Here is a 24250-nt window from a genome sequence, read left to right as displayed (position 1 = left end):
TATCTGAAATCGGTGCTGAGCGAATTACTCATTACCAATTACTCATTACTTATATTTCCGTGTTTAGATCCCAGTTCTGAAGATAATCGTGAACGTGCTTCAACATCATTCCACCCAAAGAACCGTCTACCACTCTGTGATCGTAAGAGTGAGACATGAACATCAACTGACGGATTGCGATTACATCACCATCCTTAGTTTCAAGAACTGCAGGTTTTTTAACGATTGCTCCAATCGCCATAATCGCCACCTGAGGCTGAGGAATAATAGGTGTTCCCATTAAATTTCCAAAGCTTCCTACGTTAGAAATCGTATATGTTGCACCCTGAGTATCTTCCGGTCTTAATTTTTTATTTCTTGCTCTGTAAGCCAAATCATTGATGGCTTTTGCCAAACCTGAAAGCGATAACTGATCTGCATTTTTGATGACAGGAACAATCAGATTTCCGTCTGGTAAAGCAGTTGCCATACCGATATTGATATTTTTCTTTTTGATAATGTTGTCACCATTGATGGAAACATTGATCATTGGGAAATCCTGAATCGCTTTTACAATTGCTTTTACGAAGATCGGCATGAACGTCAGTTTTTCACCTTCACGTTTCTCGAACATATCTTTGTTTTTCGCTCTCCATTTTACAACGTTGGTCACGTCGGTTTCGATGAAAGAAGTTACGTGAGGAGCAATCTGTTTTGCTTTTACCATGTTTTCAGCGATGATCTTTCTCATTCTGTCCATAGGAATGATTTCATCACCTGCACCCACAGAAATTGTTGAAGCCGGAGCTGAAGTTGCTGCCGGTGGGGTAGATGTAGCTTGAACCGGAGCAGCCTGTTGTGGAGCTGCCTGTTGAGCAGGCTGATTTCCTCTGTTGGCAACGTGCGCTAAAATATCTTCTTTGGTAATTCTTCCTTCCAGACCGCTACCTTTGATGGTTTTCAGTTCAGATTCAGAAATGTTTTCTTCCTGAGCAATAGATTTTACAAGCGGAGAAAGATAAAGATCTCCCGAGAATTCTACGTGAGAAGTAGCTGTAGGATTCAACGGCTCTTCAATTGCTTTGATGGTTTCTGCATCCGGAGTAGGAGTTTCGGTTTTTGCTTCTTCAGAAGCGGTACTTCCGCCTTCTCCTTCAATTTCTAAAATAGCGATGGCTTCACCTACTTTTGCAACTTCGTCTTTCTGCTTCAGGATTTTTACAATTTTCCCCGAAACTGGTGTCGGAACGTCTGAATCTACCTTATCTGTTGCAATTTCTACTACCGAATCATCTTCCTTTACCTGATCACCTTCATTGAATAACCAAGTGATCACTGTAGCTTCCATAACGCCTTCACCCATCGACGGAAGCAATAATTTGTATTCTGCCATTTTTAAATTTTAGATTTTGACAAATATATAAAAAAAATCGGTTTTTTTACGAAATGTATAATTTTATGAAAACTGAATGAATATTTTTTCTCCCACATTCAATCCGAAGAGACTTTTAGCACCGTTCTTTTTACTGCCTTTGTAAATGGTAAGTTCCAACAGATCACTGTCATTGAAAATAGCTGCAGACTGCCCGTGGTACTCTGTTTCGCGCTCCCAGTCGGAAACCAGTTCGGTATGTGTTGAAAATATTTTAGAGAGGCTCAGATTTCTGAATTTGATGGTAAAATTCTCCTGTCCGCGACCTATTGTTTCAAAAAATTCTCTGTTGATATTTGAGATTATATTTCCGAAATTATCAATATAAGTCACTTCACCGACCATTATTTTTTCAGATTCATTATAAACAGGCTTAGGAAATGAAAGTTGTTTTGCGGAATCTATTTTTCTGCCGATTACTTCCGGAAGTCCGCCGTTCGCCAAATGTACAGCTACAGGAACGAAAACATCAGTGGAAGTAAAGCTTACCACATCATCAAATCTGTTGTTGAGGGTGATTTCGTAGATCGCTTCCGGTTTAATGTCGAAAAAAATCAGGCTTAAAACACCGTTGTCTGCAGCGATAAAATAGGATCCATCAGCTTTATAAAGGATGTTTCTTCTTGATTTGTGATAAAAGCTGTCAGTAGCTATAATATGAATGCTGCCTTTCGGGAAAAATTTGTAGGCATTTCTTACAATATGCGAAGTCTGCACCAGATTAAATGCCTGTATGCCGTGCGTAATGTCTGTAATATTTACTTCACGGTTCAGCGAAAGAATGCTGCCTTTGATGGCTGCAACCCTGTAATCTAAAGTTCCGAAATCTGAGGTAAGCGTAATAATAGACATGAGAAAAGTGTAGAAATGCGAAACGCAAAGATATTTAAAAATTAAAAAACAGATGCCCAAATTGTGGAAAAGTATTTGGATAATTTTAGAAAAAATAATTTAACTTTAAAAATTATAAAATAAACTATTTGCATGTTTGAACTGACCTATGATCTGGAAGATGTCGATGTGAAAATCTTCTACGGGGTGAATAACCAATATTTCAATTTGATAAAATCAAGCTTTCCTACTCTTAAAATTACCGGCAGAGACCATTCTGTTTTTGCCATGGGAAATCAGGAAGCTTTAGATATATTTAAACAAAAACTGGACGATATCGTCAAATTTATTTCCAATAATAATTCTATCGGCCTGAAAGATCTTGAAAGTATTCTTAATCTAAAAGATGAGAACGAAAAACAACTTGTTTTCGATCAGGATATCATTGTAAAAGGCGTCAATGGTAAAATCATTAAGGCTAAAACCACCAACCTAAAAAAACTGGTAAAGGAAACTGATAAAAAAGATATGGTTTTTGCTATCGGGCCTGCAGGAACCGGTAAAACCTACACCAGTGTTGCATTGGCGGCTAGAGCGTTGAGAAATAAGGAGGTTAAAAGAATTATTTTAACGAGACCCGCAGTGGAAGCTGGCGAAAGCCTTGGATTTTTGCCTGGTGACCTGAAAGAAAAGCTTGATCCATACATGCAGCCACTTTATGACGCACTCCGTGATATGATTCCACACGAGAAGCTGGAAGGTTTCATGGAAAAGAGAGTTATAGAAGTTGCACCGCTTGCCTTTATGAGAGGGAGAACACTGGATGATGCCTTTGTCATTCTGGATGAAGCTCAGAACACCACACGTTCCCAAATGAAAATGTTCCTTACGAGGATGGGTATGAATGCTAAATTCATCATCACCGGAGATCCCAGTCAGGTTGACTTGCCGCCAAAACAACAGTCCGGTCTGCGTGAAGCTATGAGAATTCTGAAAGACGTGAAAGAGATTGGTTTTGTGCATCTTACAGAGGAAGACGTGGTGAGACACCCGGTTGTGAAAAAGATTATTTTGGCGTACAACGAGGAAGATAAAAAGCATAACGCGTAATATTTTTGGAAAATATTTGAAAGTTCTTGAAATTGTGATATATTTGGAGTCTTAATAAATGTTAAACTATTAATTAAAAAAGATGAAAAAACTATTACTTATCGCATCATTTGCGATCTTGGGAACTACAGCTGCCAATGCACAGTCAATAAAATTCGGTCCAAAAGCTGGATATTCTTATTCTATGTTGAAAGCAAAAGATGGAGATGGGGCAACGTTTAATGCCAACAAATCTACATTCTATGCCGGAGGTTTTGTAGAATACAAATTCAATGATCAGTTTGGTATCATGGGAGAGGTTTTGTACTCGCCAATAGGGGGTAAAGAAGAACAGACTGCAAGCGGAAGCGCAAACGGAGTAACTGTAAATGCAAGTGCAAAAATAGATTACAAATTTGGAAGTGTGCAGGTGCCAGTAGGATTAAAATTTTTCCCGTCTGAAAATTTTGCTATTGCTGCAGGGATGAATTTCGGAATTATTACAACTGCTGAAGGAGAATACTCAGTTTCTGGCTCTACTAGTGGTACTGGGATGGATACTTCAATGACTCAAAATGGAGTGCAGGATATTAAAGATCAAGTAAAAACTTTAAATTTGGCACCTTTTGTCGGAGCTGAATTCACTTTAGAAAACGGATTGTTTTTTGATGCAAGATACAACCTCGGAGTATCTAATTTAGTGAAAAATCCTTCTGAGGGAGAAAGTGTGAAAAACAGCTTCGTTCAAGTAGGTGTTGGTTTCAAATTTGGAGGAAACTAAAACTTTAAATTAAATAAAATTAAAGCAGGGCATTTTCGCTCTGCTTTTTTTTGCGGCATTGGTTTTGCAATGTGGTAGGGATCATTAATTTTAAACTAAAGAGAAATGAAAAAGTTAATTTTATTGGGTGTATTTGCCTTATTTGGAAATTTTGCAAACGCTCAGGCAGGTTTTAAACTTGGAGGTCACATCGGTGCTCCGGTAGGGGACGCTTCTGAAGTTGCAGCTTTTACACTGGGAGTTGATGCAGCTTATATGTGGACCGTTATGAAAGGTCTGGATGTAGGTATTGCTTCAGGATATTCTCATTTTTTCGGGAAAGACAGATGGGATGATTTCGGATTTATTCCTTTGGCAGCTTCAGGGAAATACAGATTCAACGGACTTCCGCTTTTTGTGGGATTGGATCTGGGTGGTGCTATTTCAACAAAAGATGGCATCAACAGCGGTCTGTATGTTTATCCTAAAGTAGGTTTCCAGCTTCCTAAAGCAGAACTGTATTTGGGATACCAGAATATTGGAAGCGAAAGGGGAGACTGGGAGAGAAGAGACAGAAGAATAGACTCTAATTTCGGAGCCATTAATCTTGGTGTAAATTTCTTCCTAAAGTAAATTGATAAAAAATCAACAATATTTTTTTTCCGGTTGCAAAATCGGAATTTTTTTTTGATATACTTGCCGATATTAAACTTATCTCCTCGCGGTGCGAATTTTTGTTATAAAAACTCAATGTTAACGGGTGATATCAATCATATTAACAAATTTTAATTTTGAAAATTGTCACTATACATTTGCACCAAGAAAGTATAAAATTATTCAAAATGAAAAAATTATTAATGGCTAGTGCAATCGCACTTTTCGGATTAGGAAACGCTCAGACAACTCCTGCACCTATCGCTAAAGGAACTGTATATTTAACAGGTTCAGTAGGTTACTCTCAAACTGAAACTAACAGCGGAAACAATAAAGTAGAAGATTTCAACATTCTTCCAACTGCAGGATTCTTTGTAGCTGATAACTTTGCTGTAGGTTTAGGTGTAGGTTTTGCTACTTCTAAGATTACTTCAATCAACACAACTACAATTGGTTCTGTAACTAATGTTACAACTAACGAGCAAAGAACTCCTGCTTTCGTAATTGAGCCTTTCGCAAGAAAATACTGGACTTTATCTGACAAATTATATTTCTTCGGTCAGTTAGCTGTTCCTATGGCTTTCGGTAAAGCTGAAAACGAAACTACTTATGTTACTACTTCAGGAAGCACTGTAACTACAGTATCTTCTTCTTCTGAAGCTAAAGCTACTGCTGTAGGTGTAACTGTAAAACCAGGTTTAGATTATTTCTTAAACAAAAACTGGACTATCGAAGCTACAATCGGTGAATTTGGTTACAACAACTTCAAACCAAAAGGTGGTGTTGCTACAAACAACTATAACTTCGGTTTAGATTTAACTGCTGTAACAATCGGTGTTAAATATGTATTCGGTCAGTCTAAGTAATTAGCAATCCTTTATAAATTATAAATCCTGAGATTTTTTCTCAGGATTTTTTTTTACTTTCGCTGTTTTAAATCAATAAACTATGAAAAAATTATTAACAATAAGCACAATGCTTATTCTAGGATTTGCCAATGTGCAAATGACAAAAGGAGATTGGGTGATCAGTGGAAATACTGGTTTGGGTTTCAACAATACCAATTCTTTTACAAAGGTATAGGGAGTTAAATATGGTGAAGTTAAAACAAGTTCATTTTCAGTAACGCCGTCGGTTGGGTATTTTGTTACTGATGGCTTGGCAGTCGGTATCGATTTGGGTTTTAACAGTATTTCAACAAAAGAGAATTCAAATAAAACCACCGTCTCTTCATTTTCTGTGATGCCTACAGCAACCTATTATTTCAAAACAGGCAGTAAGTTTATCCCTTTTTTAGGTGCCGGTATTGGTTACTCGACCAATAAATTAAAATATGATTTTAATAGTTCATCAATTGATCCCTTACTTTTATTTGAAACTGAAACAGTTACAGATGGTCTGGCTTGGAAGGTGAAAGGTGGAGTTACTTACATGGCAACACAATCTTTAGGGCTGAATTTAGGTCTTGGATTTGATCAGTTTTACACTAAAGACACCTACTCAAATGTTGAATACAAAACATCAACAAACAACTTTGGCGTCAATGTAGGGTTTTCTTATTTCATTAAATCAAAAGCTGAGAAAACAGATAAATAGCCATTAAATAACTTTATTAAATTGATCCTGAGATTTTTTTCTCAGGATTTTTTTGTTCTGAACTTAATGACAGATTTTTTAAAAATTCTGACTAACAATGATTTTCACTGAAAAGCATTGAGATAAAATTAGTAAATATATGTTTGGATAATGTTTGGTCACTTTACGAGCCATTTGCCAATTTATTTTCATCATATTCCCTTATTTGCCTTTTAGTAGCAAGACCTCTCCAGCTCAGTTCAAGAACTTCAGTGATTAATTTTTGATTGTGATTGCTAATCCACATACAGATGTAAGGGTAATTTTTAAAATGATCAGGTAAATGAAAAATTTCTGGGTAGGTCTCTAAATATTTGTCACGGATTTCAAAATCAAGCCGTATAGGAATAAATTCTCCGCTGTCGTGAAGTCTGCACATCAATTTACCACGTACTTTTACTGAAGGCGTGCCCTCGTGCGACGTGCTTTCTTCAGTTCCCGGGAAAGTGAGCGCAATATTTTTTACTGCTTCAAAATCGCTGTAATTAAAGTTTTGTGATTTGGTTTTCATGAGCAATTCATTTCTGTGTTAATGTAAGTAAGTCAGCTCTGTCTCCGAAAACCCTTTTTAGTAGACAGCCCTTTTTTGTTTCAGATATATTATTATACCAATAGCAGCTATCACTCCTCCCAAAATTGAGTAAATTAAAAGGTTTGATTTGCTGTCTGCTTTTGCACTTACTGCTGACTTTGTAGTGCAGTTGCAGACAGGTTCACTGTCAGATTCATCTTTTTCTGTCGGACCTGTAAATTTAACTGGTTCAGTTAATTCCATATTTTCATTCCCACTGGCATCCATCAGACCAAACTGAACTTCGTACTCAGTGTCTTCATGAAAAGCGAATGCTCCGCTGCACATATCATGTCCAATTGAAATATTTTGACCTTCAACTGTTAAAAAATAGTCAGACTGTGTTTTGTTTGTTCTGTTGAAAACTTTGGCGTAAATTAAAGTGGGGGAGTTGTCTTTCAATATGCCACAAAAGTTTATGAACCTTTCTGGGCCACATCCCAACGCTCTGAAAGTTCTGTTTTTGTAAGACGGTAAACAGTCCCAAACAGGTTTGTCGAGATCTTTTTTTGAACTGACTGTCCATTTTGCAACTGTATAGTCCTGTTTTTCAAACTCTCCAAGACCGTCAATTTGAAGCTCATACGTTTTTCCGGTTTGAAGTTCTCTTTCCGGCTGTAAAATTGCCTGTGTAAGCCCATACTGACCTTTTAAAATTCGCAAAACCTTTATGGGAACTCTTTCTGAATTTCCTTTTAAATAAATTTTATTCTTTTTATTAAGTTGTATGATGAGTTCCTGAGAATCAGCATATCCTTCAATAACAAAAATTGAATTTGGCGCAATATTTTGTTGAGTCGGCCAAACATTAATACCTGAAAAGCTACATTCATCTTGCACTGAAAAATTGAATGTCAGGATTATTAAAAGTAAAAGCAGTTTTTTCATTTGTTTTTTTTATGGTTGCAGAGATCGTCTTTAAACCAATGCCGAAACTTTTAACTAAAATACTGATTATAAATCACGCACAAATCATGTATTAAAATTTTTCGGTGCACAGGATAAAATTTTATTCATTTGAATCTTAAACTGTTCAGGTACTTTAAAATATCATCCTCCAGTTTCTTTGGGTAAATGTATCCTAATTTTTCAGCCAAATTGTTTCCGGTTTCTGAAACCAAATCAGCCATTGCAAACAATGCGTTCCAATTATCTTCAATACTACTGCCAGAAAATGTTAGTTCTATTTTATTCCAAATTTCCTTATTCAGATACTTTTTGAAAAGTCTTCCGTGTTTGTTTGTGGTGATATTCCAACCGTGATCAGCTGCAATATACCATTCTATCAGCGGAACCAGATATTCTGTGCGGATCACAGTTTCCGACATGTATTTTGCATAAAATATTTCGTTTCTAGCAAGGCATTTTGCCACATAAGTCGTGTCCCACCAGAAATCATTTATTATTTTTAGAAAATCTTTTTCAAAAGGTCTTCTGATGAGGGAAATCTGATAGGTCGGCTGTTGCATTTGCTCTGTAATTCCGTCTTTATCCATTAGTATTCTGTAGCCAATATCCCAATCTTCCGGTAATCTTTGGTGTTTAGTTTCTCTCAGAAAATTTGATTTGTTGTAAAGTTTAAAATCTATCTTTACACCATCTTCAAACAACACCATCTTCATTGCATGTATCCCTTCGAAAAAGGTTTCATCTTCTTCAATTATTGCAATCGGATTTCCGAAGTTCATAACCCAATCTTTTTCTAAGATATATTTTGAATTATTATCGAAAACAAGTTCAATATCCAAATCGCTGAAGTCATCAACGGGTGCCAAAGGATTTGCGAGCGAACTTGTGAGAAGCAGCGCACGCACTTCTTCATTCTTTTTTGCCCATTCAATGATGGCTTCCAACTTTTCTTCTCTGACTTTCATTCTTTAAAATTTTGAAAAATTTCTTCATTAAAAATAAACAATAAAAAAGTATGAGTTGCCTATTAAAATTAAAACAAAAAAACTCCCAGAAAAATCTGAGAGTTTATAATTTATGCATCTTTTAATAACCTAAAACCATTCTTTCTGATTTTTGACATAGGTCATGTCAAATTCTTCGTCAGATTTTGTTAGGTATATAATTCCTTCAATAAATCCTACAACTCCGAAAATTCCGCAAGTTACAATACCTAAGATTAGCTGAATTACACCTGCTTTTGTATATCCTAAATAAAATTTGTGTATTGCCAATGTACCTAATAAAATACCTAAAAGACCTGCAACTAATTTCTTTTCAGATTTGTACGGCTGGTTGTAATTTCCGTGTGTTTCCATAATTTATTTTTTTAAAGTTTGTGATTTTTTTGTGGCTGTTTTATTTCCCGAACATTCCGCCCATTCCAGGCATATTAGGCATTTTGCTCATCATCTGCATCATTTGTTTTCCCTGTGGTCCCTGCATCATCTTCATCATTTTTCCCATCTGGTCAAACTGCTTCATCAAAGCGTTGACATCTTCAATTTTTCTTCCTGCACCTTTGGCAATTCTGTTTTTTCTCTGGGTATTGATAATAGAAGGCCTTCTTCTTTCGTCCGGAGTCATAGAATGAATAATCGCTTCGATGTGTTTGAATGCATCATCACTGATTTCAACATCTTTAATGGCCTTTCCAACTCCCGGGATCATTCCCATAAGGTCTTTCATGTTACCCATTTTTTTGATCTGGTTGATCTGCTTTAAGAAATCATCAAAACCAAACTCATTTTTAGCAATTTTCTTGTGAAGTTTTTTCGCTTCCTCTTCGTCAAACTGCTCCTGAGCTCTTTCTACAAGGGAAACAACGTCTCCCATTCCTAAAATTCTGTCGGCCATCCTTTCAGGGTAGAAAAGATCCAAGGCTTCCATTTTTTCTCCGGTAGATATAAATTTGATTGGCTTTTCAACAACCGAACGGATCGTCAAGGCAGCTCCACCACGCGTATCACCGTCTAATTTCGTTAAAACAACCCCGTCAAAATTTAATGTATCGTTAAAGGCTTTTGCAGTATTTACAGCATCCTGACCTGTCATCGAGTCAACCACGAATAGCGTTTCGTTAGGCTTGATATTTTGATGTACAGATTTTATCTCATTCATCATCTGCTCGTCAATTGCTAAACGACCGGCAGTATCGACGATTACAATATCATGTCCGTTCGCTTTGGCAAATGCAATTGCATTGTTGGCAATAAAAACAGGATCAACAGAACCTTCTTCAGTGAAAACAGGAACTCCGATCTGTCCGCCCAGAACTTTCAGCTGATCGATTGCAGCAGGACGGTAAACGTCACATGCTACCAATAGAGGTTTCTTGCTTCTTTTTGTTTTTAAATAATTGGCAAGTTTTCCTGAGAAAGTAGTTTTACCTGAACCCTGAAGACCTGCAATTAAGATTACAGACGGTTTCCCTGAAAGGTTGATGCCTTCCTGCGATCCTCCCATCAAATCTACCAATTCGTCGTGAACGATCTTAGTCATCAGCTGTCCCGGAGTAAGCGATGTCAAAACGTTTTGTCCCAAAGCTTTGTCCTGAACTCTTTTGGTAAGGTCTTTGGCAACTTTATAGTTAACGTCGGCATCCACCAACGCTCTTCTGATTTCTTTTACTGTTTCTGCAACGTTAATCTCGGTGATCTTTCCTCTGCCGGAAATATTGTGCAGTGCTTTATCTAATTTATCCTGTAAACTATTAAACATAAAAAATAATATATAAGGTTTGCAAAAATAAGCTTTTTTTTAAGAATTTAAAACATCCTTATGTCGCTGTTTTTCAATTATAATTTTATTTTTGCAAAATGTATTTTTTCGATTGTTTTATTGTAATTCTTTTAATACTGATTTTTAATTCTGCTGTCTACATTATTTTTAAAAAATATATGTACGGAAAAGAGAATTCGGCGATGAAATTTTTGGTGTTAAATATAGGTAAGGATGTGGTGTGGCTTGCGATTTCTTTAGTATTGATGGAGAAATCAAAAGGGAATTTTCTCTTTCTTGTGGTATGTTTTATAATATCGTCTTTTCTTATATATTTGAGCGTGATAAAATTGATTAACAAATCGTGATTTTTTTGATGATAAAAATCAATTTTTAATATTTGCAGACTGTAATAAATTCGATATATTTGCACACGATTAAAAAAGAGATATGAACAGAAAGATTTCTTCATTATTTTTCGCATTTTTATTTGTACTGGTCGGTAGTTTTGCTTCTGCACAGCACGAATCTGAAGGTGAAAAATCTGCTGAAAAAGTAGAGCACAAAGAGGGCGAAAAAGGCTTCAATGCTACAGAAATGATCATGGAGCACATCGGTGATTCAAATGAATGGCATTTATGGACTACTAAAGATGATAACGGTGTAGAGCATCACGTTTCTGTTCCTCTTCCTGTTATTATTAAGGACAACGCAGGATGGCATACTTTCCTTTCCAGCGACATCGCACACGGTCATGAGCACGATGGCTATACTTTACAACACGGTAAAGTAGTTTCTACAAAAGGAATTCAGGAAGCAAGACTTTTCGGGATGATTTCGGGAAAACAATCTGCAGCTGATTCTTACTTTGATCTTTCTATTACTAAAAATACTGCAGCGATGCTTCTTTCAGTTATATTTATGGCTGTAATTTTCATCGGAATGGCAAGAAACTATAAAAAATCTCAGTTACCGAAAGGAGCGGGGAGACTTTTGGAGCCGGTTATCGTATTCATCAGAGACGAAGTAGCTATTCCAAACATCGGATCTGTGAAGTATAAAAGATATATGCCTTATTTACTGACTGCATTTTTCTTTATCTGGTTCAACAACCTTTTCGGATTGATTCCTTTCTTTCCGTTCGGAGCTAACCTTACAGGAAATATCGCAATTACAGCAGTATTGGCAATCATTACCTTATTAATTACATTGTTCAGTGCCAATAAAGATTACTGGAAACACATCTTTATGCCGCCGGTACCTTTATTATTATACCCGATCATGGTTCCTATTGAAATCATCGGGATCTTTACAAAGCCTTTTGCATTGATGATGCGACTTTTCGCCAACGTAACGGCTGGTCACATTATGATTTTGGCGATCATCTCTTTGATCTTCATTTTCAAATCTCCTTTATTAGGATTTGCATCTGTACCATTGGCATTGTTTGTATCGGTACTTGAATTATTGGTAGCAGCTTTACAGGCTTACATCTTTACTGTATTATCGGCATTGTTTATCGGTATCGCAGTTCAGGATCACCACGAAGAGCACGCTCACTAATTAAAAAAGAATTTAAAATAATTTTAACTAATATAATTTATTTATTATGGATTTATCAACTGGAGCAGGATTAATTTACGTAGGTATCGGTTTAGCAGTATTAGGCGTAGGTCTAGGTATCGGTAAAATCGGTGGTCACGCTATGGATGCTATCGCAAGACAGCCAGAGCAAGCAGGTAAAATTCAGGGAGCAATGCTTATTGCTGCTGGTCTTATCGAAGGTGCTGGTCTTATCGCGATTATCTTTGGTGCTTTCATCAAGTAATCTATCCTCAAAAAAATATTCTCAGCAGTAATGCGGTTGGCAGCTGCTGAGAATTTTAAAAAAAATGATCCATAAAATAACATTTTAAAAAGAACTTACAGATATGGGAATTATAGAACCTGGAATTGGCCTTTTGTTTTGGATGACGCTTACTTTTGTGATCCTTTTATTTCTCCTTGGGAAATTTGCTTGGAAACCAATTGTAAATGCAGTAAACGACAGAGAAACTTCTATTGTTGATGCATTGAATCAGGCTAAACTTGCGAAAAAGGAAATGGAAGATCTTAAAGCTGACAACGAAAGAATTCTTCGTGAGGCTAAAATCGAAAGAGACGGTATCTTAAAAGAAGCAAGAGAAATCAAAGAAAGAATCGTTGCTGAAGCTAAAGATATTGCTAAAGCTGAAGGTGAAAAAATGATCGAAGCTGCGAAACAGACTATCACTTCTGAGAAAAATGCTGCTATGGCAGATATCAAATCTCAAATCGGTACTTTGTCTGTAAACATTGCAGAATCTATCCTTAAGCAAAAACTGGATAACAGCGAAGCGCAAAACGAACTTGTTCAAAATTATTTAAACAAATCAAACCTTAACTAAGAATGCTTACATCTAAAGTAGCTAAAAGATACGCACAGGGATTGCTCGAGTTCACCAATGAATCGGGGCAGACGGCTACTGTATTTTCTGAAATGAAAGATGTGAAGAAACTGATGTCTGAATCTGAAGATTTAAACAAATTTTTCAAAACACCTTACATCGATGCAAAAAAGAAAGTAGAGGTTGCTAAAGAGATTTTTAAAGGTTTGTCACCGGTTTCCCAGAATTTAATTACTTTGGTGATCAAACACGGTCGTGAAAATCATTTGAAACATATCGCTCAGGAATTTATCAACAAAGTGGAAGATATCAACGGTGTACAGAGAGTTACTCTTACTACAGCCACTCAGCTTTCCAATGATAATCTGAATGAGATTTTGAAATCATCAAATCTGGTTAAGCCAAATTCGAACTTTGATATCAATGTAATAGTAAAACCTGAAATTTTAGGAGGTTACATTTTAAGAGTAGGAGATCAGCAGGTAGATGCCTCTGTGAAGTCTAAACTTAATAATATCAAGAAAGATTTTCATTTAAATTAAAACACAGATTAAGATGAAGAAAATTTTATTGAGTTCTTTGCTTGCTTTTTCTGTTGTAACTTTTGCGCAGAAAGTAAAATTTAAAAGGGATCAGGTTTTTATAGACGAAAAGCTTGCTTACAATGTTGAAGACACTGGGACAAGTCAGGTTATTTCTGATTTGAAAGGCAATGAAATTTTTTCAATTTTGCCTACAACCTACACTGTTCCAAAAACGACTCCCTTAGCTCGAAATGAGCCGAGCACGTGGACAAAGGTTATATATACAGTACGTTTTTTGGAAAGTGGGAAAGAACTTCTTACTGATTTAAGAGATAAAGATATTATTAAAGGTTTCTATAAATCAAATATTATTGATGAGAACGGAGTGATCGACGAGGACAAGATTGATATTTTTATTAATAAATATAATAACGAAAATCTTAGAAGTAAACTTGGAAATACAAGCCAGTCTTCTACAGTGATTATTCAGGATTCGAGACCTAGAAACGGTGTAAATATCAGCTTAGGACGATAAAAAATTATTTAAAAAAGAAAAAACAACCATACAATGGCAGAAATAAATCCAGCAGAAGTATCTGCGATCTTAAAACAGCAATTGGCCAACTTCGATACTCAATCAAATGTTGAGGAAGTAGGTACAGTTCTTACCATCGGTGATGGTATTGCCCGTGTTTACGGGTTAGAAAATGTACAATACGGAGAGTTGGTAAAATTTGCTAGCGATGTAGAAGGTATTGTACTAAACTTAGAAGAAGACAACGTTGGTGTTGCCCTTTTAGGTGAAAGTAAATTGGTAAAAGAAGGAGATACCGTAAGAAGAACAAACAGAATCTCTTCTATCAAAGTAGGAGAAGGTATGTTGGGTAGAGTAGTTGATACTCTTGGTAACCCTATCGACGGTAAAGGTCCTATCACAGGTGAATTGTACGAAATGCCTTTGGAAAGAAAAGCTCCTGGTGTTATCTACAGACAGCCGGTAACTGAGCCTCTACAGACAGGTATCGTTGCAATTGACTCTATGATCCCTGTAGGAAGAGGTCAGAGAGAATTAATCATTGGTGACAGACAGACAGGTAAAACTACTGTTGCTATTGATACCATCATCAATCAGAGAGAATTTTTTGATGCAGGAAATCCTGTATATTGTATATATGTTGCAATCGGGCAGAAAGCTTCTACAGTAGCTCAGATTGTAAAAACTTTATCTGATAAAGGTGCTTTGGCTTATACAGTAATTGTTGCAGCTAACGCTTCAGATCCGGTTCCTATGCAGGTTTATTCTGCTATGGCTGGTGCTTCTATTGGTGAGTTCTTCAGAGACACCGGTAGACCTGCTTTGATCATTTATGATGATTTATCTAAACAGGCTGTTGCTTACCGTGAGCTTTCTCTACTATTGAGAAGACCACCGGGCCGTGAAGCTTATCCTGGAGACGTTTTCTATCTTCACTCAAGATTATTGGAGAGAGCTGCAAAAGTAATCGCTGACGATACTATTGCAAGCCAGATGAATGACTTACCAGAGTCATTGAAGCCAATCGTTAAAGGTGGCGGTTCATTAACTGCACTTCCGATTATCGAAACTCAGGCGGGTGACGTTTCTGCGTATATCCCAACCAACGTAATCTCTATTACAGACGGACAGATCTTCTTAGAGTCTGACCTTTTCAACTCAGGAGTTCGTCCTGCGATCAACGTAGGTATCTCTGTATCGAGAGTAGGAGGTAATGCTCAGATCAAATCAATGAAAAAAGTGTCTGGTACTCTTAAATTAGACCAGGCTCAGTATAAAGAACTTGAAGCGTTTGCTAAATTCGGTTCAGACCTTGATGCTTCTACATTAGCGGTAATCTCTAAAGGAGAAAGAAACGTGGAATTGTTGAAGCAGCCGGTAAACTCTCCGCTTCCTGTAGACAGTCAGGTTGCAATGATTTACGCAGGTACTGAGAACTTAATGAGAAACGTTCCTATTAAGAAAGTTAAAGAATTCCAGGTAGAATATATCGCTTTCCTAAGATCTAAGCACCCTGAAACAATGGCTGCTCTGAAAGCTGGGAAAATCGACAACGATATCACAGGAGTTCTTAAGCAGGCAGCTAATGATTTAGCTTCAAAATATAACTAAAATCAATTCAAAATTCCTGATTCAAATTTAAATTTTGAATCAGGAATATTAAATCTTGAATCCGTAGAATGGCAAACTTAAAAGAAATACGAGGCAGAATTACGTCAATCTCATCTACAATGCAGATTACCCGTGCAATGAAAATGGTTTCGGCAGCGAAACTGAAGAAAGCACAGGACGCAATTGTAATGCTGAGACCGTATTCTGAAAAACTTCAGGAGATTATTCAGAATGTGAATGCAAGCTCTGATCCTGATCAGGTTTCTGTTTACGCTCAGAAAAGAGAAGTGAAAAAAGTGCTTTACATCGCTGTTACTTCAAACAGAGGTTTGGCAGGTGCTTTCAACTCATCTATTGTAAAGGAACTGAATATTCAGTTTCAGAATAATGCTCACCACGAAATTGAGGTGCTTACCATTGGTAAAAAAGCTTTCGATGCCGTAAGAAGAAGCCGTAAAGTATATTCAAACGACAGTGCTGTTTTTGATAATCTGAATTTTGATTCTGTTGCCAACGTAACCGAAGGTGTGATGAAAAGCTTCAGAGAAGGTACTTTTGACGAAGTGTATGTGATCTACAATAAATTTGTAAACGCTGCCACTCAGGAAGTAACTACAGAAAAACTGTTACCGATCTCAATGCCGGAAAACGAAGAAGCTCCTGCAGAAACAGATTATATCTTTGAACCGAACAGAGCTGAGATTTTGGATAATCTGATTCCTAAATCAATTAAAACTCAAATGTTCAAAGCTGTTTTAGATTCTGTAGCATCTGAGCACGGTGCGAGAATGACGGCTATGCACAAAGCGACCGACAACGCACAGGAACTGAAAAATGACCTTGTTATTTTCTACAACAAAGCAAGACAGGCAGCCATCACCAACGAAATCCTAGAGATCGTTTCAGGTGCAGAAGCCTTGAAAAATTCATAAGAAGTTTTTCTTAAAATATTTAAAAGCATCGGTTTTTTCCGGTGCTTTTTTGTATTAATGATAATTGATAATTGATGGTTGATGTGCGATGATTGATTGTTAATTTTTTTGGAATTTATCTCAAAAATTTTGCAGTATATATTCAACCACCGAATTTTGTATCTTAAATCTTAAATCTTAAATCTTAAATCTTAAATCTTAAATCTTAAATCTTAAATCTTAAATCTTAAATCTTAAATCTTAAATCTTAAATCTTAAATCTTAAACTCAGCCTTAACCTTAACCTTAACCTACAATTTACCCTCTCCGTAAAAATATTTTGTCTATCTTTGTATGATAAATTATAATTTCTAAATGGACTCGGACATAGTCAGGCTTTTGCTGGCCTTATTTCTTGTATTACTCAATGGCTTTTTCGTAGCCGCAGAATTTTCAATTGTTAAAGTTCGTTATTCCCAAATTCAACTCAAAGCCGCTGAGGGCGACTCGATGGCGAAACAGGCAGAGCACATCATCAAACACCTTGATGAATACCTTTCTGCAACGCAACTCGGGATTACTTTGGCTTCACTTGCCTTAGGTTGGGTAGGTGAGAGTGCAATGCACCATGTGATAGACAATCTATTCCACTCATTAAATATCAATTTCAGCGAATCAACGGTTACAACCATATCGTTGGTGTGTAGTTTCCTGATTATCACTGTGATGCATATTGTATTTGGAGAATTAATTCCTAAATCTATTGCAATCAGAAAGGCAGAAGCTACAACAATGGCAACTGCAGTTCCTTTACGTGTTTTCTATACCGTTTTTAAACCGTTTATCTGGTTGATGAACTTAATGTCTAACGGATTTTTAAGATTAATAAAAATTCATCCCGCATCTGAACAGGAAATTCACTCTACAGAAGAACTTCAGCTTTTGGTGAAACAATCGGCCGACAGCGGAGAAATTGAAGAGGAAAACTACGAAATCATTAAAAATGCATTTGATTTTACCGACCACTCGGCAAAACAGATCATGGTTCCGAGACAGAATATCACTTCTATTGATTTCAGCGCCGATGTAAATTCGATCATCAACGAAATTATGGACAGCGGATATTCCCGTATACCTGTTTATGAAAATTCTATCGACAATATCATCGGAATCCTTTATACTAAAGAGATTATAAGAGAATTTGTAAAGCGTAAAGGTGTTTTGAATCATGAAGATTTAAGAGAACTGATGCGCGATTCGTTTTTTGTGGTGGGAAGCAAGAAAATTTCAGATTTGCTTAAGATTTTCCAGCAGAAAAAGCAGCATTTAGCGATTGTAATTGATGAATTTGGTGGAACAGAAGGAATTATTACCTTAGAAGATATTCTTGAGGAATTGGTCGGTGAAATTCAGGATGAAGAAGATGATGAAGAAAAACTGGTAGACAAAATCGGAGAAAATACTTATTGGGTAAAAGCTACGCAGCCTTTGGATGAAATTAACGATTCCCTTCCCAAAAAATTACCGCTCTCTGAAGAAAGTGAATACAATACTTTGGCAGGATTTATTTTACATGCCCTGGAAGATATTCCCGAAGAAAATCAGGAATTTGACCTTGAAAATTATCATTTTAAAATTTTAAAAATGAATAATAAGAGCGTCGAAATGGTTGAATTAGAATATATTGAACCCAATATTGTCGACGATATTTTAGATAAATTAGACGTTTAAATAATAGAACAATGATTTTTTATAACAGCATAAAAGATTATGAAGATCCAAAAAGACAGTACGAAGAAGAAGTTCTGGTTTTGGATGAGACAGATGAAATTTACAAACTGATTCTACACAACGACGACGTTCACACGTTTGATGACGTCATCGAAGCACTGATTCAGATTTGCAAACATGACCCGATACAGGCCGAGCAATGCACAATGCTCGTTCATTTCAAAGGTAAATGTACTGTAAAAACCGGCTCACTTGATCTTTTAAAACCAATGCACGAAAAACTAATTTCACGAAGCTTAACCAGCGAAATCGTTTAAAAATATAAACTCTGACAAAAATGTCAGAGTTTTTTTTGTTAAATTTTTGCTCGAATCAAAAATTTTTAATCACAAATTTGGAATTCTTCCTCAATAAAACATCCATCACCCAACTTCCCGCATCCCACTTTCAAAAAAATACTATCTTTGTCAAAACTTTAAAGAAAAATGCTTGTAATAGGAATTGCGGGAGGTACAGGATCCGGCAAAACTACAGTTGTGGATAAGATTATCCAGCAACTTGATATTGATGGGATGAATATGCTGTCTCAGGACAATTATTATCATGATAATCACAGTCTTACCCTTACGGAAAGAGAAGCTTTAAATTACGATCATCCGAAATCCATTGATTTTGATCTTTTAATAAAGCATGTAAAGGCTCTGAAAAATAACGAAGCAATCGAACAGCCGATTTACAGCTTCGTAACGCATGGAAGAACAGGAGATCACGTGACAGTAGAGCCTAAAAATGTTTTGGTAGTAGAAGGAATTCTGGTTTTAACCAACAAAGAACTACTGAAAGAATTTGATTTAAAAGTTTTCGTCCATGCAGATTCTGATGAAAGATTAATCAGAAGAATTAAAAGAGATACACAGGAAAGAGGAAGGGATTTGAATGAAGTTCTGCACCGTTATCAAACGACTTTGAAGCCAATGCATCAGGAATTCATTGAGCCTTCAAAAAACGAAGCAGATTTAATTATTCCGAATATGAGACAGAATTCTGTAGCTATTGATTTTTTAACTACAGTAATCAAAAACTCGCTCAAAAAACATTAAAATGACTTCTCATGAAGGAAAATAAACTGATCAGGGAAATAAAACCACAGTCTGACGCTATCAAATTCATCAGAAAATACGTGTTGAATAAATACACGCTTACCATCGGTCTTTTCCTCGTATGGATGGTTTTCTTTGATAAAACTTCGTTTCTGGTAATCCACGAAATCAACGGGGAGATTGATAAATATGAGGAACAGCTCATCTATTACAAATCTGAGTACGAAAAGAACGATAAATTCTACAAAAAACTCATGAATAATAAAGATGAGAAAGAAAAATATGCCCGCGAAAATTATTTTATGAAAAAACCCAACGAAGAGATTTTCATCCTTGTAGCAGACAGTTCAAAAGTCGCAAAAAAGTGATTTATTGTGAATAATCAAATCTATTCGCTGTTAATCATAACATAAGTCTGCGAAAATTATTACTAATTACCCGTTACTCATTACCCATGTCACATACAGAAACTTATTCCAGCTGGGAAAATTTGGTTAAAAAACAGCTTAAAACCGACGATATAGAGTCTGTTCTTCAGAAAGACAATCTCGAAGGAATTGAGGTGAAACCATTTTACACTAATGTTCAGAAACCTTTGGTAAACCTTCCTAAAATTGAGGAAAGTACGCATCTGGTTGCGAAATATCACGAAAGTCTGGAAGAGGATGTATTCGCATTTTTGCTTGATGAAAACGTTGAAAACCTTGAGGAAAAAACAATTTTCGTCAATAATGAAGATTTGGCGGGTCACATCAGTCCACAGGAAGAAGATCAGTATTTCTCACTGATTGATGTTTTTGATGAAAAAGCTGGTGTTATTAAGGATCAGTTGGTGAAAGAACTTTTGGCAAAACAGTTCAGAAGAAGTATTTGTATAGATATTTCGCTTCATCAGAATGCCGGAGCTTCTATTGTTCAACAGTTGGGAATAGCCTTGGCAAAAGCAAAGGAACTGACGGAAATTTACAGTGCAGAAATTTTAAATAAACTGGTTTTCAGAATTGCTGTTGGAGGAAATTATTTCTTTGAAATGGCTAAAGTGAGGGCTTTTAAACTTATTTTCAACCAGTTTTCAAAGGAATTTGATTTGGATCTGATACCTTATATTTTTGTTGAAACTTCTTTAAGAAATAAATCAGTTTCAGACAGCGAAAATAATCTGATCCGTTCCACACTTGAGCTTGCATCCGCAATGATTGCCGGTGCAGACGCGGTTTACAGCAACAATTACAGCATTGAAAAAAGTTCTGAAAATTCTGAGGAAATTTCATTTAAACAGCAGATTGTTCTGGCCTACGAAAGCATCATCAATGTCTTTGAAGACGCTTCAAACGGCAGTTACTATGTTGAAGATATTACTCAGCAGATTGCAGATAAGTCTTGGAAATTCTTTCTTGAAATTGAAGAAGCAGGTGGATATTTAGAATCTTTAAAACAAGGAATTATTCAGAAAAGAATCTATGATCAGGCTGTAGAAGAGCAAAAGTGGGTAGAAGAAGGAAAAATAAAACTCATTGGCGTGAATTTATATCCGAAATTAGAAGTTAAAAAATTTGTTGAAGAATTATACAATCCAGCTGAAATAAAAGGTGTTCGTTGGGCTGAAATGTTTGAGTGATCTGTGAGACATAAAATTGTAAATCCTGATATTCAAAATTATATCAACACAAATCTAAACGCAGATTTGCATTCTTTGTTGTTGAAAAAATCCCCATTTCCTGGTGTTTCAATGCAGAACATCGTTCAGCAAATCAAAGGAAAGCAGGTCGCTCAGAGAAAGTTTCCATTTTTGCTACAAGATGGGATTATCTTTCCTCCTCAACTCAATCTGGAGCAATCTTCTTCTGAAAAGACAGCACTTTACAAATCAGAAATTTTAAAAGGAAATAAATTCATCGATCTGACGAGCGGTTTCGGAATTGATGCTTACTATTTATCTGAAAATTTTGAGAAAGTTACATTGGTTGAACAAAACACTGAACTTTTAGATATTGTAAAAAACAATTGGGATGTATTAGGTAAAAAAGCAAGATTTATTAATCAGAAATTAGAAGATTTTCTGAGCGAAAATACAGAAACTTTTAGTACAATTTATCTTGATCCCGCCAGAAGAGATCAGAATAAAAACAAAGTTTTTCTTCTGGAAGATCTTTCCCCAAACATTCTTGAAATTCAGGATCATCTGCTTTCGGTATCCGAACAGGTAATTATTAAACTTTCGCCTCTCATTGATTTAAAATATCTGCTTTCCGTCTTAAAAAATGTTTCACGGATTGAAATTATTGCCGTGAAAAATGATGTGAAAGAAATTGTGGTTTTTCTTCATAAAAATTATTTAGGCGAAATTCTTTGCAACTGTGTCAATCTTGAAAGCGATGAAAATAATTTCAGTTTTGAAATGAATGCAGAGAAAAATGCGTCTTCCACCTATTCTGAACCGCAGAAATTTATATACATTCCGAATAATACCATTTTAAAAGCAGGAATTTTTAATTTGATATCCGAATATTTTAAACTGAACAAACTTCATCCAAATACCCATTTATACACATCTGATACCAAAAATGAAAGTTTTCCGGGAAGGATTTTAGAGATGGAAGTTGTTGATGCAAAGCAGATTAAAAAGAAATATCAGTTTAATATCATTTCAAAAAATTATCCTTTAAAACCTGAAGAAATTAAGAAGAAATACCAGCTGAAAGATGGTGGAGAATCGTATCTAATTTTTACACAGTCCAAAAAAGGAAAAATTATTTTAAAATCAGTCTGAAATCTTTGCCAAAAAATGCAATATTTCTTATTTTTGAACAATTATAAATTTAAACCTGAAACCGTTTGATTGAAATCTGATAAAACGCTGTTCAGTTGATAGTATTAAAATATAAATCTGTATATGAAAAAATTAGTGGTAGCCTTGGCAATTGCAGCAGTAGCGGTAAGCTGTAAAAAAATTCAGGCCGGAGGAAATAAAAACACGCTCAGACTTGAAGAAGGAGTAGAAAGATACTCAGACGATCATCAGGGGGGAGGCGATGCTCACGGTCACACAGCAACACCGGCTCATGCCGCGCCTGCACACGGTGCGCACGAAACTGAAGCTCCAAAAACAGACAGTACAGCAAGTACAGCAACAGCAAAACCTGCTGAAACTCCTGCTGAGCCTGTTGGGCACTAAGCTTTCTTTAAAATATAAAATGTCCTGCAGCAGTGCGGGACTTTTTTGTTGGCGAAAGGTAAAAATCTTTTGATTTCTTTGTGCCACACCATCAATTTTTTTACTTTTAGCAAAATAAAAATATACAATGCAAGAGACTTTAAAATACATCGGCGAAAACAAACTCCGTTTCGTAGATGAATTGTTTGAATTACTGAGAATCCCTTCAATATCAGCCGATCCGGCTTACAAAAATGATGTTTTGAAATGTGCGGAACTGGTTTCTTCCTATTTAAAAACTGCCGGAGCAGATCAGGTGGAAATTTGTGAAACCGACGGCTATCCTATTGTTTATGGCGAAAAAATGATCAGTCCAGACCTGCCTACGGTTTTGGTTTACGGACATTATGACGTTCAGCCTGCCGATCCGTTGGAATTGTGGAGAAGGCCTCCTTTTGAACCTTACATCGAGAAAACAGATCTTCACCCTGACGGAGCAATATTCGCAAGAGGTTCTGCTGATGATAAAGGGCAGTTTTTTATGCATTTAAAGGCATTTGAAGCAATGATGCAGACCAATTCTGTTCCATGTAATGTAAAATTTATTATCGAAGGTGAGGAGGAAATTGGTTCTGTAAGCTTAGGGAAATGGGTCAATGAAAACAAAGAAAAATTATCATGTGACTGTATTTTAATTTCAGATACACATATCTACAGCAACGAACAGCCTACTGTTACCACAGGTTTGAGAGGTTTAAGCTACGTGGAAGTAGAGGTGGAAGGACCAAATAGAGATCTGCATTCCGGACTTTATGGTGGTGCTGTACCAAACCCTATCCATGTGCTTTCAAGAATGATTGCGAAACTGATCGACGACGACGGGCGTATTTTAATCGACGGTTTTTATGATAATGTAGATGTAGTTTCTGACGAGGAAAGAGCTGATATGAATAAACTTAAAGACAACCCGGATGAATTCAAAAGATCAATCGGCCTGAGCGGTGTTGAAGGTGAAAAAGGTTATACAACTTTAGAACGTACTTCTATCCGTCCAACTTTAGACTGCAACGGAATTTGGGGTGGTTACACTGGCGAAGGTGCGAAGACCGTAATTCCTTCAAAAGCTTCTGCTAAAATATCAATGCGTCTGGTTCCTTATCAGACTCCGGAAGAGATTACGGAAAAGTTTACAACCTATTTTGAAAAAATTGCTCCAGATACTGTGAAGGTAAAGGTTACGCCACACCATGGAGGAATGCCTTACGTTTTACCAACGGATACCAAAGAATTTTTGGCTGCAAAAACGGCTATGGAAACAGCTTTCGGTAAAGAAGTTCTTCCTTACAGAGGTGGCGGAAGTATTCCTATTACTGCAATGTTTGAGCAGGTTTTAGGAGCCAAATCAGTTCTGATGGGTTTTGGTTTGGATTCTGATGCGATTCACTCTCCAAACGAGCATTACGGATTGTTCAATTTTTATAAAGGAATTGAAAGTATCCCACTTTTCTTTGAGAATTATGTGAAATAAGAACTATTTCCTTGCTGTAAAGTTTAATCCTCGAGAAATTTCTTGAGGATTTTTTTGAATTTTAACATAAATAGTTTTTCTATATTAAGTGATATTGATATATTTACGAT

General features: G+C 36.2%; 27 protein-coding genes and 1 pseudogene. 21 read left to right on the top strand and 7 right to left on the bottom strand.

Annotated features, from left to right (window positions below; translation table 11 throughout):
• Positions 1-49 precede the first annotated feature (49 nt).
• Both IC610_RS05290 and IC610_RS05285 read right to left on the bottom strand, forming a co-directional pair.
• Positions 50-1372: a dihydrolipoamide acetyltransferase family protein gene (locus IC610_RS05290; RefSeq protein WP_191735543.1), complete on the bottom strand. Its 1323-nt coding sequence runs from the start codon at positions 1370-1372 to the stop codon at positions 50-52.
• A gap of 63 nt (positions 1373-1435) precedes the next feature.
• Positions 1436-2263 carry an SAM hydrolase/SAM-dependent halogenase family protein gene (locus IC610_RS05285; RefSeq protein ID WP_056080588.1) on the bottom strand — a complete coding sequence of 276 codons (828 nt, stop codon included), beginning with the start codon at positions 2261-2263 and terminating at the stop codon, positions 1436-1438.
• Between the two features lie 132 nt (positions 2264-2395).
• Here IC610_RS05285 and IC610_RS05280 point away from each other — a divergent pair, with 132 nt between their 5' ends.
• The 6 genes and pseudogenes from IC610_RS05280 to IC610_RS05260 all read left to right on the top strand — a co-directional run.
• On the top strand, positions 2396-3352 hold the full coding sequence (locus IC610_RS05280; protein ID WP_191735542.1) for a PhoH family protein: 957 nt from the start codon (positions 2396-2398) through the stop codon (positions 3350-3352).
• 82 nt (positions 3353-3434) lie between these two features.
• Complete coding sequence (locus IC610_RS05275) at positions 3435-4112, top strand: porin family protein (protein ID WP_191735541.1); 678 nt, start codon at positions 3435-3437, stop codon at positions 4110-4112.
• 105 nt (positions 4113-4217) lie between these two features.
• Positions 4218-4724 (top strand): hypothetical protein, encoded by a 507-nt coding sequence (locus IC610_RS05270; protein WP_191735540.1) that lies wholly within the window; start codon positions 4218-4220, stop codon positions 4722-4724.
• A gap of 209 nt (positions 4725-4933) precedes the next feature.
• Complete coding sequence (locus IC610_RS05265; protein WP_191735539.1) at positions 4934-5611, top strand: outer membrane beta-barrel protein; 678 nt, start codon at positions 4934-4936, stop codon at positions 5609-5611.
• 82 nt (positions 5612-5693) lie between these two features.
• Positions 5694-5828, top strand: a complete 135-nt coding sequence (locus IC610_RS20125) for a hypothetical protein (RefSeq protein ID WP_262891677.1) — start codon at positions 5694-5696, stop codon at positions 5826-5828.
• A 39-nt stretch (positions 5829-5867) separates the two neighbouring features.
• Positions 5868-6341 (top strand): annotated as a pseudogene (locus IC610_RS05260) (OmpW family outer membrane protein); the annotation flags it as partial.
• A gap of 163 nt (positions 6342-6504) precedes the next feature.
• Here IC610_RS05260 and IC610_RS05255 read toward each other — a convergent pair.
• From IC610_RS05255 to ffh, 5 genes are all read right to left on the bottom strand, one after another.
• The gene (locus IC610_RS05255) at positions 6505-6891 is read right to left on the bottom strand and encodes an MmcQ/YjbR family DNA-binding protein (RefSeq protein WP_191735538.1); all 387 of its coding nucleotides are present in this window, start codon (positions 6889-6891) and stop codon (positions 6505-6507) included.
• 57 nt (positions 6892-6948) lie between these two features.
• Entirely contained in the window at positions 6949-7839 is an 891-nt protein-coding gene (locus tag IC610_RS05250; RefSeq protein WP_191735537.1) for a hypothetical protein, read from the bottom strand.
• 125 nt (positions 7840-7964) lie between these two features.
• Positions 7965-8825, bottom strand: coding sequence for an AadS family aminoglycoside 6-adenylyltransferase (locus IC610_RS05245; protein WP_191735536.1), 861 nt, complete (start codon positions 8823-8825; stop codon positions 7965-7967).
• Positions 8826-8954: 129 nt separating this feature from the next.
• On the bottom strand, positions 8955-9218 hold the full coding sequence (locus tag IC610_RS05240; protein ID WP_191735535.1) for a TM2 domain-containing protein: 264 nt from the start codon (positions 9216-9218) through the stop codon (positions 8955-8957).
• Between the two features lie 40 nt (positions 9219-9258).
• The gene (ffh, locus tag IC610_RS05235) at positions 9259-10620 is read right to left on the bottom strand and encodes a signal recognition particle protein (protein WP_191735534.1); all 1362 of its coding nucleotides are present in this window, start codon (positions 10618-10620) and stop codon (positions 9259-9261) included.
• Positions 10621-11070: 450 nt separating this feature from the next.
• Between ffh and atpB the strand changes: the two genes are divergently transcribed.
• The 15 genes from atpB (at position 11071) to IC610_RS05160 (ending at position 24140) form a co-directional block, all read left to right on the top strand.
• The gene (gene atpB / locus IC610_RS05230) at positions 11071-12183 is read left to right on the top strand and encodes a F0F1 ATP synthase subunit A (RefSeq protein ID WP_056080546.1); all 1113 of its coding nucleotides are present in this window, start codon (positions 11071-11073) and stop codon (positions 12181-12183) included.
• A gap of 46 nt (positions 12184-12229) precedes the next feature.
• Positions 12230-12448: an ATP synthase F0 subunit C gene (locus IC610_RS05225; RefSeq protein ID WP_007844726.1), complete on the top strand. Its 219-nt coding sequence runs from the start codon at positions 12230-12232 to the stop codon at positions 12446-12448.
• Between the two features lie 103 nt (positions 12449-12551).
• Positions 12552-13046 carry a F0F1 ATP synthase subunit B gene (locus tag IC610_RS05220; protein ID WP_056080542.1) on the top strand — a complete coding sequence of 165 codons (495 nt, stop codon included), beginning with the start codon at positions 12552-12554 and terminating at the stop codon, positions 13044-13046.
• Positions 13047-13048: 2 nt separating this feature from the next.
• Positions 13049-13588, top strand: a complete 540-nt coding sequence (gene atpH, locus IC610_RS05215; RefSeq protein WP_191735533.1) for an ATP synthase F1 subunit delta — start codon at positions 13049-13051, stop codon at positions 13586-13588.
• A 13-nt stretch (positions 13589-13601) separates the two neighbouring features.
• Complete coding sequence (locus IC610_RS05210; RefSeq protein WP_191735532.1) at positions 13602-14105, top strand: hypothetical protein; 504 nt, start codon at positions 13602-13604, stop codon at positions 14103-14105.
• A 33-nt stretch (positions 14106-14138) separates the two neighbouring features.
• A complete protein-coding gene (gene atpA / locus IC610_RS05205) occupies positions 14139-15716 on the top strand; it encodes a F0F1 ATP synthase subunit alpha (protein WP_056080534.1) in 1578 nt (525 codons plus the stop codon).
• Positions 15717-15784: 68 nt separating this feature from the next.
• The gene (atpG, locus tag IC610_RS05200; RefSeq protein ID WP_056080530.1) at positions 15785-16648 is read left to right on the top strand and encodes an ATP synthase F1 subunit gamma; all 864 of its coding nucleotides are present in this window, start codon (positions 15785-15787) and stop codon (positions 16646-16648) included.
• A gap of 354 nt (positions 16649-17002) precedes the next feature.
• Positions 17003-18358 (top strand): hemolysin family protein, encoded by a 1356-nt coding sequence (locus IC610_RS05195; RefSeq protein ID WP_056080528.1) that lies wholly within the window; start codon positions 17003-17005, stop codon positions 18356-18358.
• Positions 18359-18369: 11 nt separating this feature from the next.
• A complete protein-coding gene (locus IC610_RS05190) occupies positions 18370-18675 on the top strand; it encodes an ATP-dependent Clp protease adaptor ClpS (RefSeq protein WP_056080525.1) in 306 nt (101 codons plus the stop codon).
• A 168-nt stretch (positions 18676-18843) separates the two neighbouring features.
• Positions 18844-19458: a uridine kinase gene (udk, locus tag IC610_RS05185; protein WP_056031542.1), complete on the top strand. Its 615-nt coding sequence runs from the start codon at positions 18844-18846 to the stop codon at positions 19456-19458.
• A gap of 11 nt (positions 19459-19469) precedes the next feature.
• Complete coding sequence (locus IC610_RS05180) at positions 19470-19826, top strand: FtsB family cell division protein (protein ID WP_056080524.1); 357 nt, start codon at positions 19470-19472, stop codon at positions 19824-19826.
• An 86-nt stretch (positions 19827-19912) separates the two neighbouring features.
• Complete coding sequence (locus tag IC610_RS05175; protein ID WP_191735531.1) at positions 19913-21076, top strand: methylmalonyl-CoA mutase family protein; 1164 nt, start codon at positions 19913-19915, stop codon at positions 21074-21076.
• A 3-nt stretch (positions 21077-21079) separates the two neighbouring features.
• Complete coding sequence (locus IC610_RS05170) at positions 21080-22228, top strand: class I SAM-dependent methyltransferase (protein ID WP_191735530.1); 1149 nt, start codon at positions 21080-21082, stop codon at positions 22226-22228.
• Positions 22229-22351: 123 nt separating this feature from the next.
• Positions 22352-22633 (top strand): hypothetical protein, encoded by a 282-nt coding sequence (locus tag IC610_RS05165; protein WP_056080513.1) that lies wholly within the window; start codon positions 22352-22354, stop codon positions 22631-22633.
• A gap of 127 nt (positions 22634-22760) precedes the next feature.
• Positions 22761-24140, top strand: coding sequence for a dipeptidase (locus tag IC610_RS05160; protein ID WP_191735529.1), 1380 nt, complete (start codon positions 22761-22763; stop codon positions 24138-24140).
• Positions 24141-24250 lie beyond the last annotated feature (110 nt).

This window comes from Chryseobacterium caseinilyticum, assembly GCF_014837145.1.
Lineage (GTDB): Bacteria > Bacteroidota > Bacteroidia > Flavobacteriales > Weeksellaceae > Chryseobacterium > Chryseobacterium caseinilyticum.
The sequence above is the reverse complement of the archived record's forward strand: the minus strand, read 5'-3'. Positions and strand labels throughout refer to the sequence as shown.

Coding starts and splice junctions, on each gene's coding strand:
- IC610_RS05290 (WP_191735543.1), bottom strand. CDS start 1,372: ATGGCAGAATACAAATTATTGCTTCCGTCGATGGGTGAAGGCGTTATG.
- IC610_RS05285 (WP_056080588.1), bottom strand. CDS start 2,263: ATGTCTATTATTACGCTTACCTCAGATTTCGGAACTTTAGATTACAGG.
- IC610_RS05280 (WP_191735542.1), top strand. CDS start 2,396: ATGTTTGAACTGACCTATGATCTGGAAGATGTCGATGTGAAAATCTTC.
- IC610_RS05275 (WP_191735541.1), top strand. CDS start 3,435: ATGAAAAAACTATTACTTATCGCATCATTTGCGATCTTGGGAACTACA.
- IC610_RS05270 (WP_191735540.1), top strand. CDS start 4,218: ATGAAAAAGTTAATTTTATTGGGTGTATTTGCCTTATTTGGAAATTTT.
- IC610_RS05265 (WP_191735539.1), top strand. CDS start 4,934: ATGAAAAAATTATTAATGGCTAGTGCAATCGCACTTTTCGGATTAGGA.
- IC610_RS20125 (WP_262891677.1), top strand. CDS start 5,694: ATGAAAAAATTATTAACAATAAGCACAATGCTTATTCTAGGATTTGCC.
- IC610_RS05255 (WP_191735538.1), bottom strand. CDS start 6,891: ATGAAAACCAAATCACAAAACTTTAATTACAGCGATTTTGAAGCAGTA.
- IC610_RS05250 (WP_191735537.1), bottom strand. CDS start 7,839: ATGAAAAAACTGCTTTTACTTTTAATAATCCTGACATTCAATTTTTCA.
- IC610_RS05245 (WP_191735536.1), bottom strand. CDS start 8,825: ATGAAAGTCAGAGAAGAAAAGTTGGAAGCCATCATTGAATGGGCAAAA.
- IC610_RS05240 (WP_191735535.1), bottom strand. CDS start 9,218: ATGGAAACACACGGAAATTACAACCAGCCGTACAAATCTGAAAAGAAA.
- ffh (WP_191735534.1), bottom strand. CDS start 10,620: ATGTTTAATAGTTTACAGGATAAATTAGATAAAGCACTGCACAATATT.
- atpB (WP_056080546.1), top strand. CDS start 11,071: ATGAACAGAAAGATTTCTTCATTATTTTTCGCATTTTTATTTGTACTG.
- IC610_RS05225 (WP_007844726.1), top strand. CDS start 12,230: ATGGATTTATCAACTGGAGCAGGATTAATTTACGTAGGTATCGGTTTA.
- IC610_RS05220 (WP_056080542.1), top strand. CDS start 12,552: ATGGGAATTATAGAACCTGGAATTGGCCTTTTGTTTTGGATGACGCTT.
- atpH (WP_191735533.1), top strand. CDS start 13,049: ATGCTTACATCTAAAGTAGCTAAAAGATACGCACAGGGATTGCTCGAG.
- IC610_RS05210 (WP_191735532.1), top strand. CDS start 13,602: ATGAAGAAAATTTTATTGAGTTCTTTGCTTGCTTTTTCTGTTGTAACT.
- atpA (WP_056080534.1), top strand. CDS start 14,139: ATGGCAGAAATAAATCCAGCAGAAGTATCTGCGATCTTAAAACAGCAA.
- atpG (WP_056080530.1), top strand. CDS start 15,785: ATGGCAAACTTAAAAGAAATACGAGGCAGAATTACGTCAATCTCATCT.
- IC610_RS05195 (WP_056080528.1), top strand. CDS start 17,003: ATGGACTCGGACATAGTCAGGCTTTTGCTGGCCTTATTTCTTGTATTA.
- IC610_RS05190 (WP_056080525.1), top strand. CDS start 18,370: ATGATTTTTTATAACAGCATAAAAGATTATGAAGATCCAAAAAGACAG.
- udk (WP_056031542.1), top strand. CDS start 18,844: ATGCTTGTAATAGGAATTGCGGGAGGTACAGGATCCGGCAAAACTACA.
- IC610_RS05180 (WP_056080524.1), top strand. CDS start 19,470: ATGAAGGAAAATAAACTGATCAGGGAAATAAAACCACAGTCTGACGCT.
- IC610_RS05175 (WP_191735531.1), top strand. CDS start 19,913: ATGTCACATACAGAAACTTATTCCAGCTGGGAAAATTTGGTTAAAAAA.
- IC610_RS05165 (WP_056080513.1), top strand. CDS start 22,352: ATGAAAAAATTAGTGGTAGCCTTGGCAATTGCAGCAGTAGCGGTAAGC.
- IC610_RS05160 (WP_191735529.1), top strand. CDS start 22,761: ATGCAAGAGACTTTAAAATACATCGGCGAAAACAAACTCCGTTTCGTA.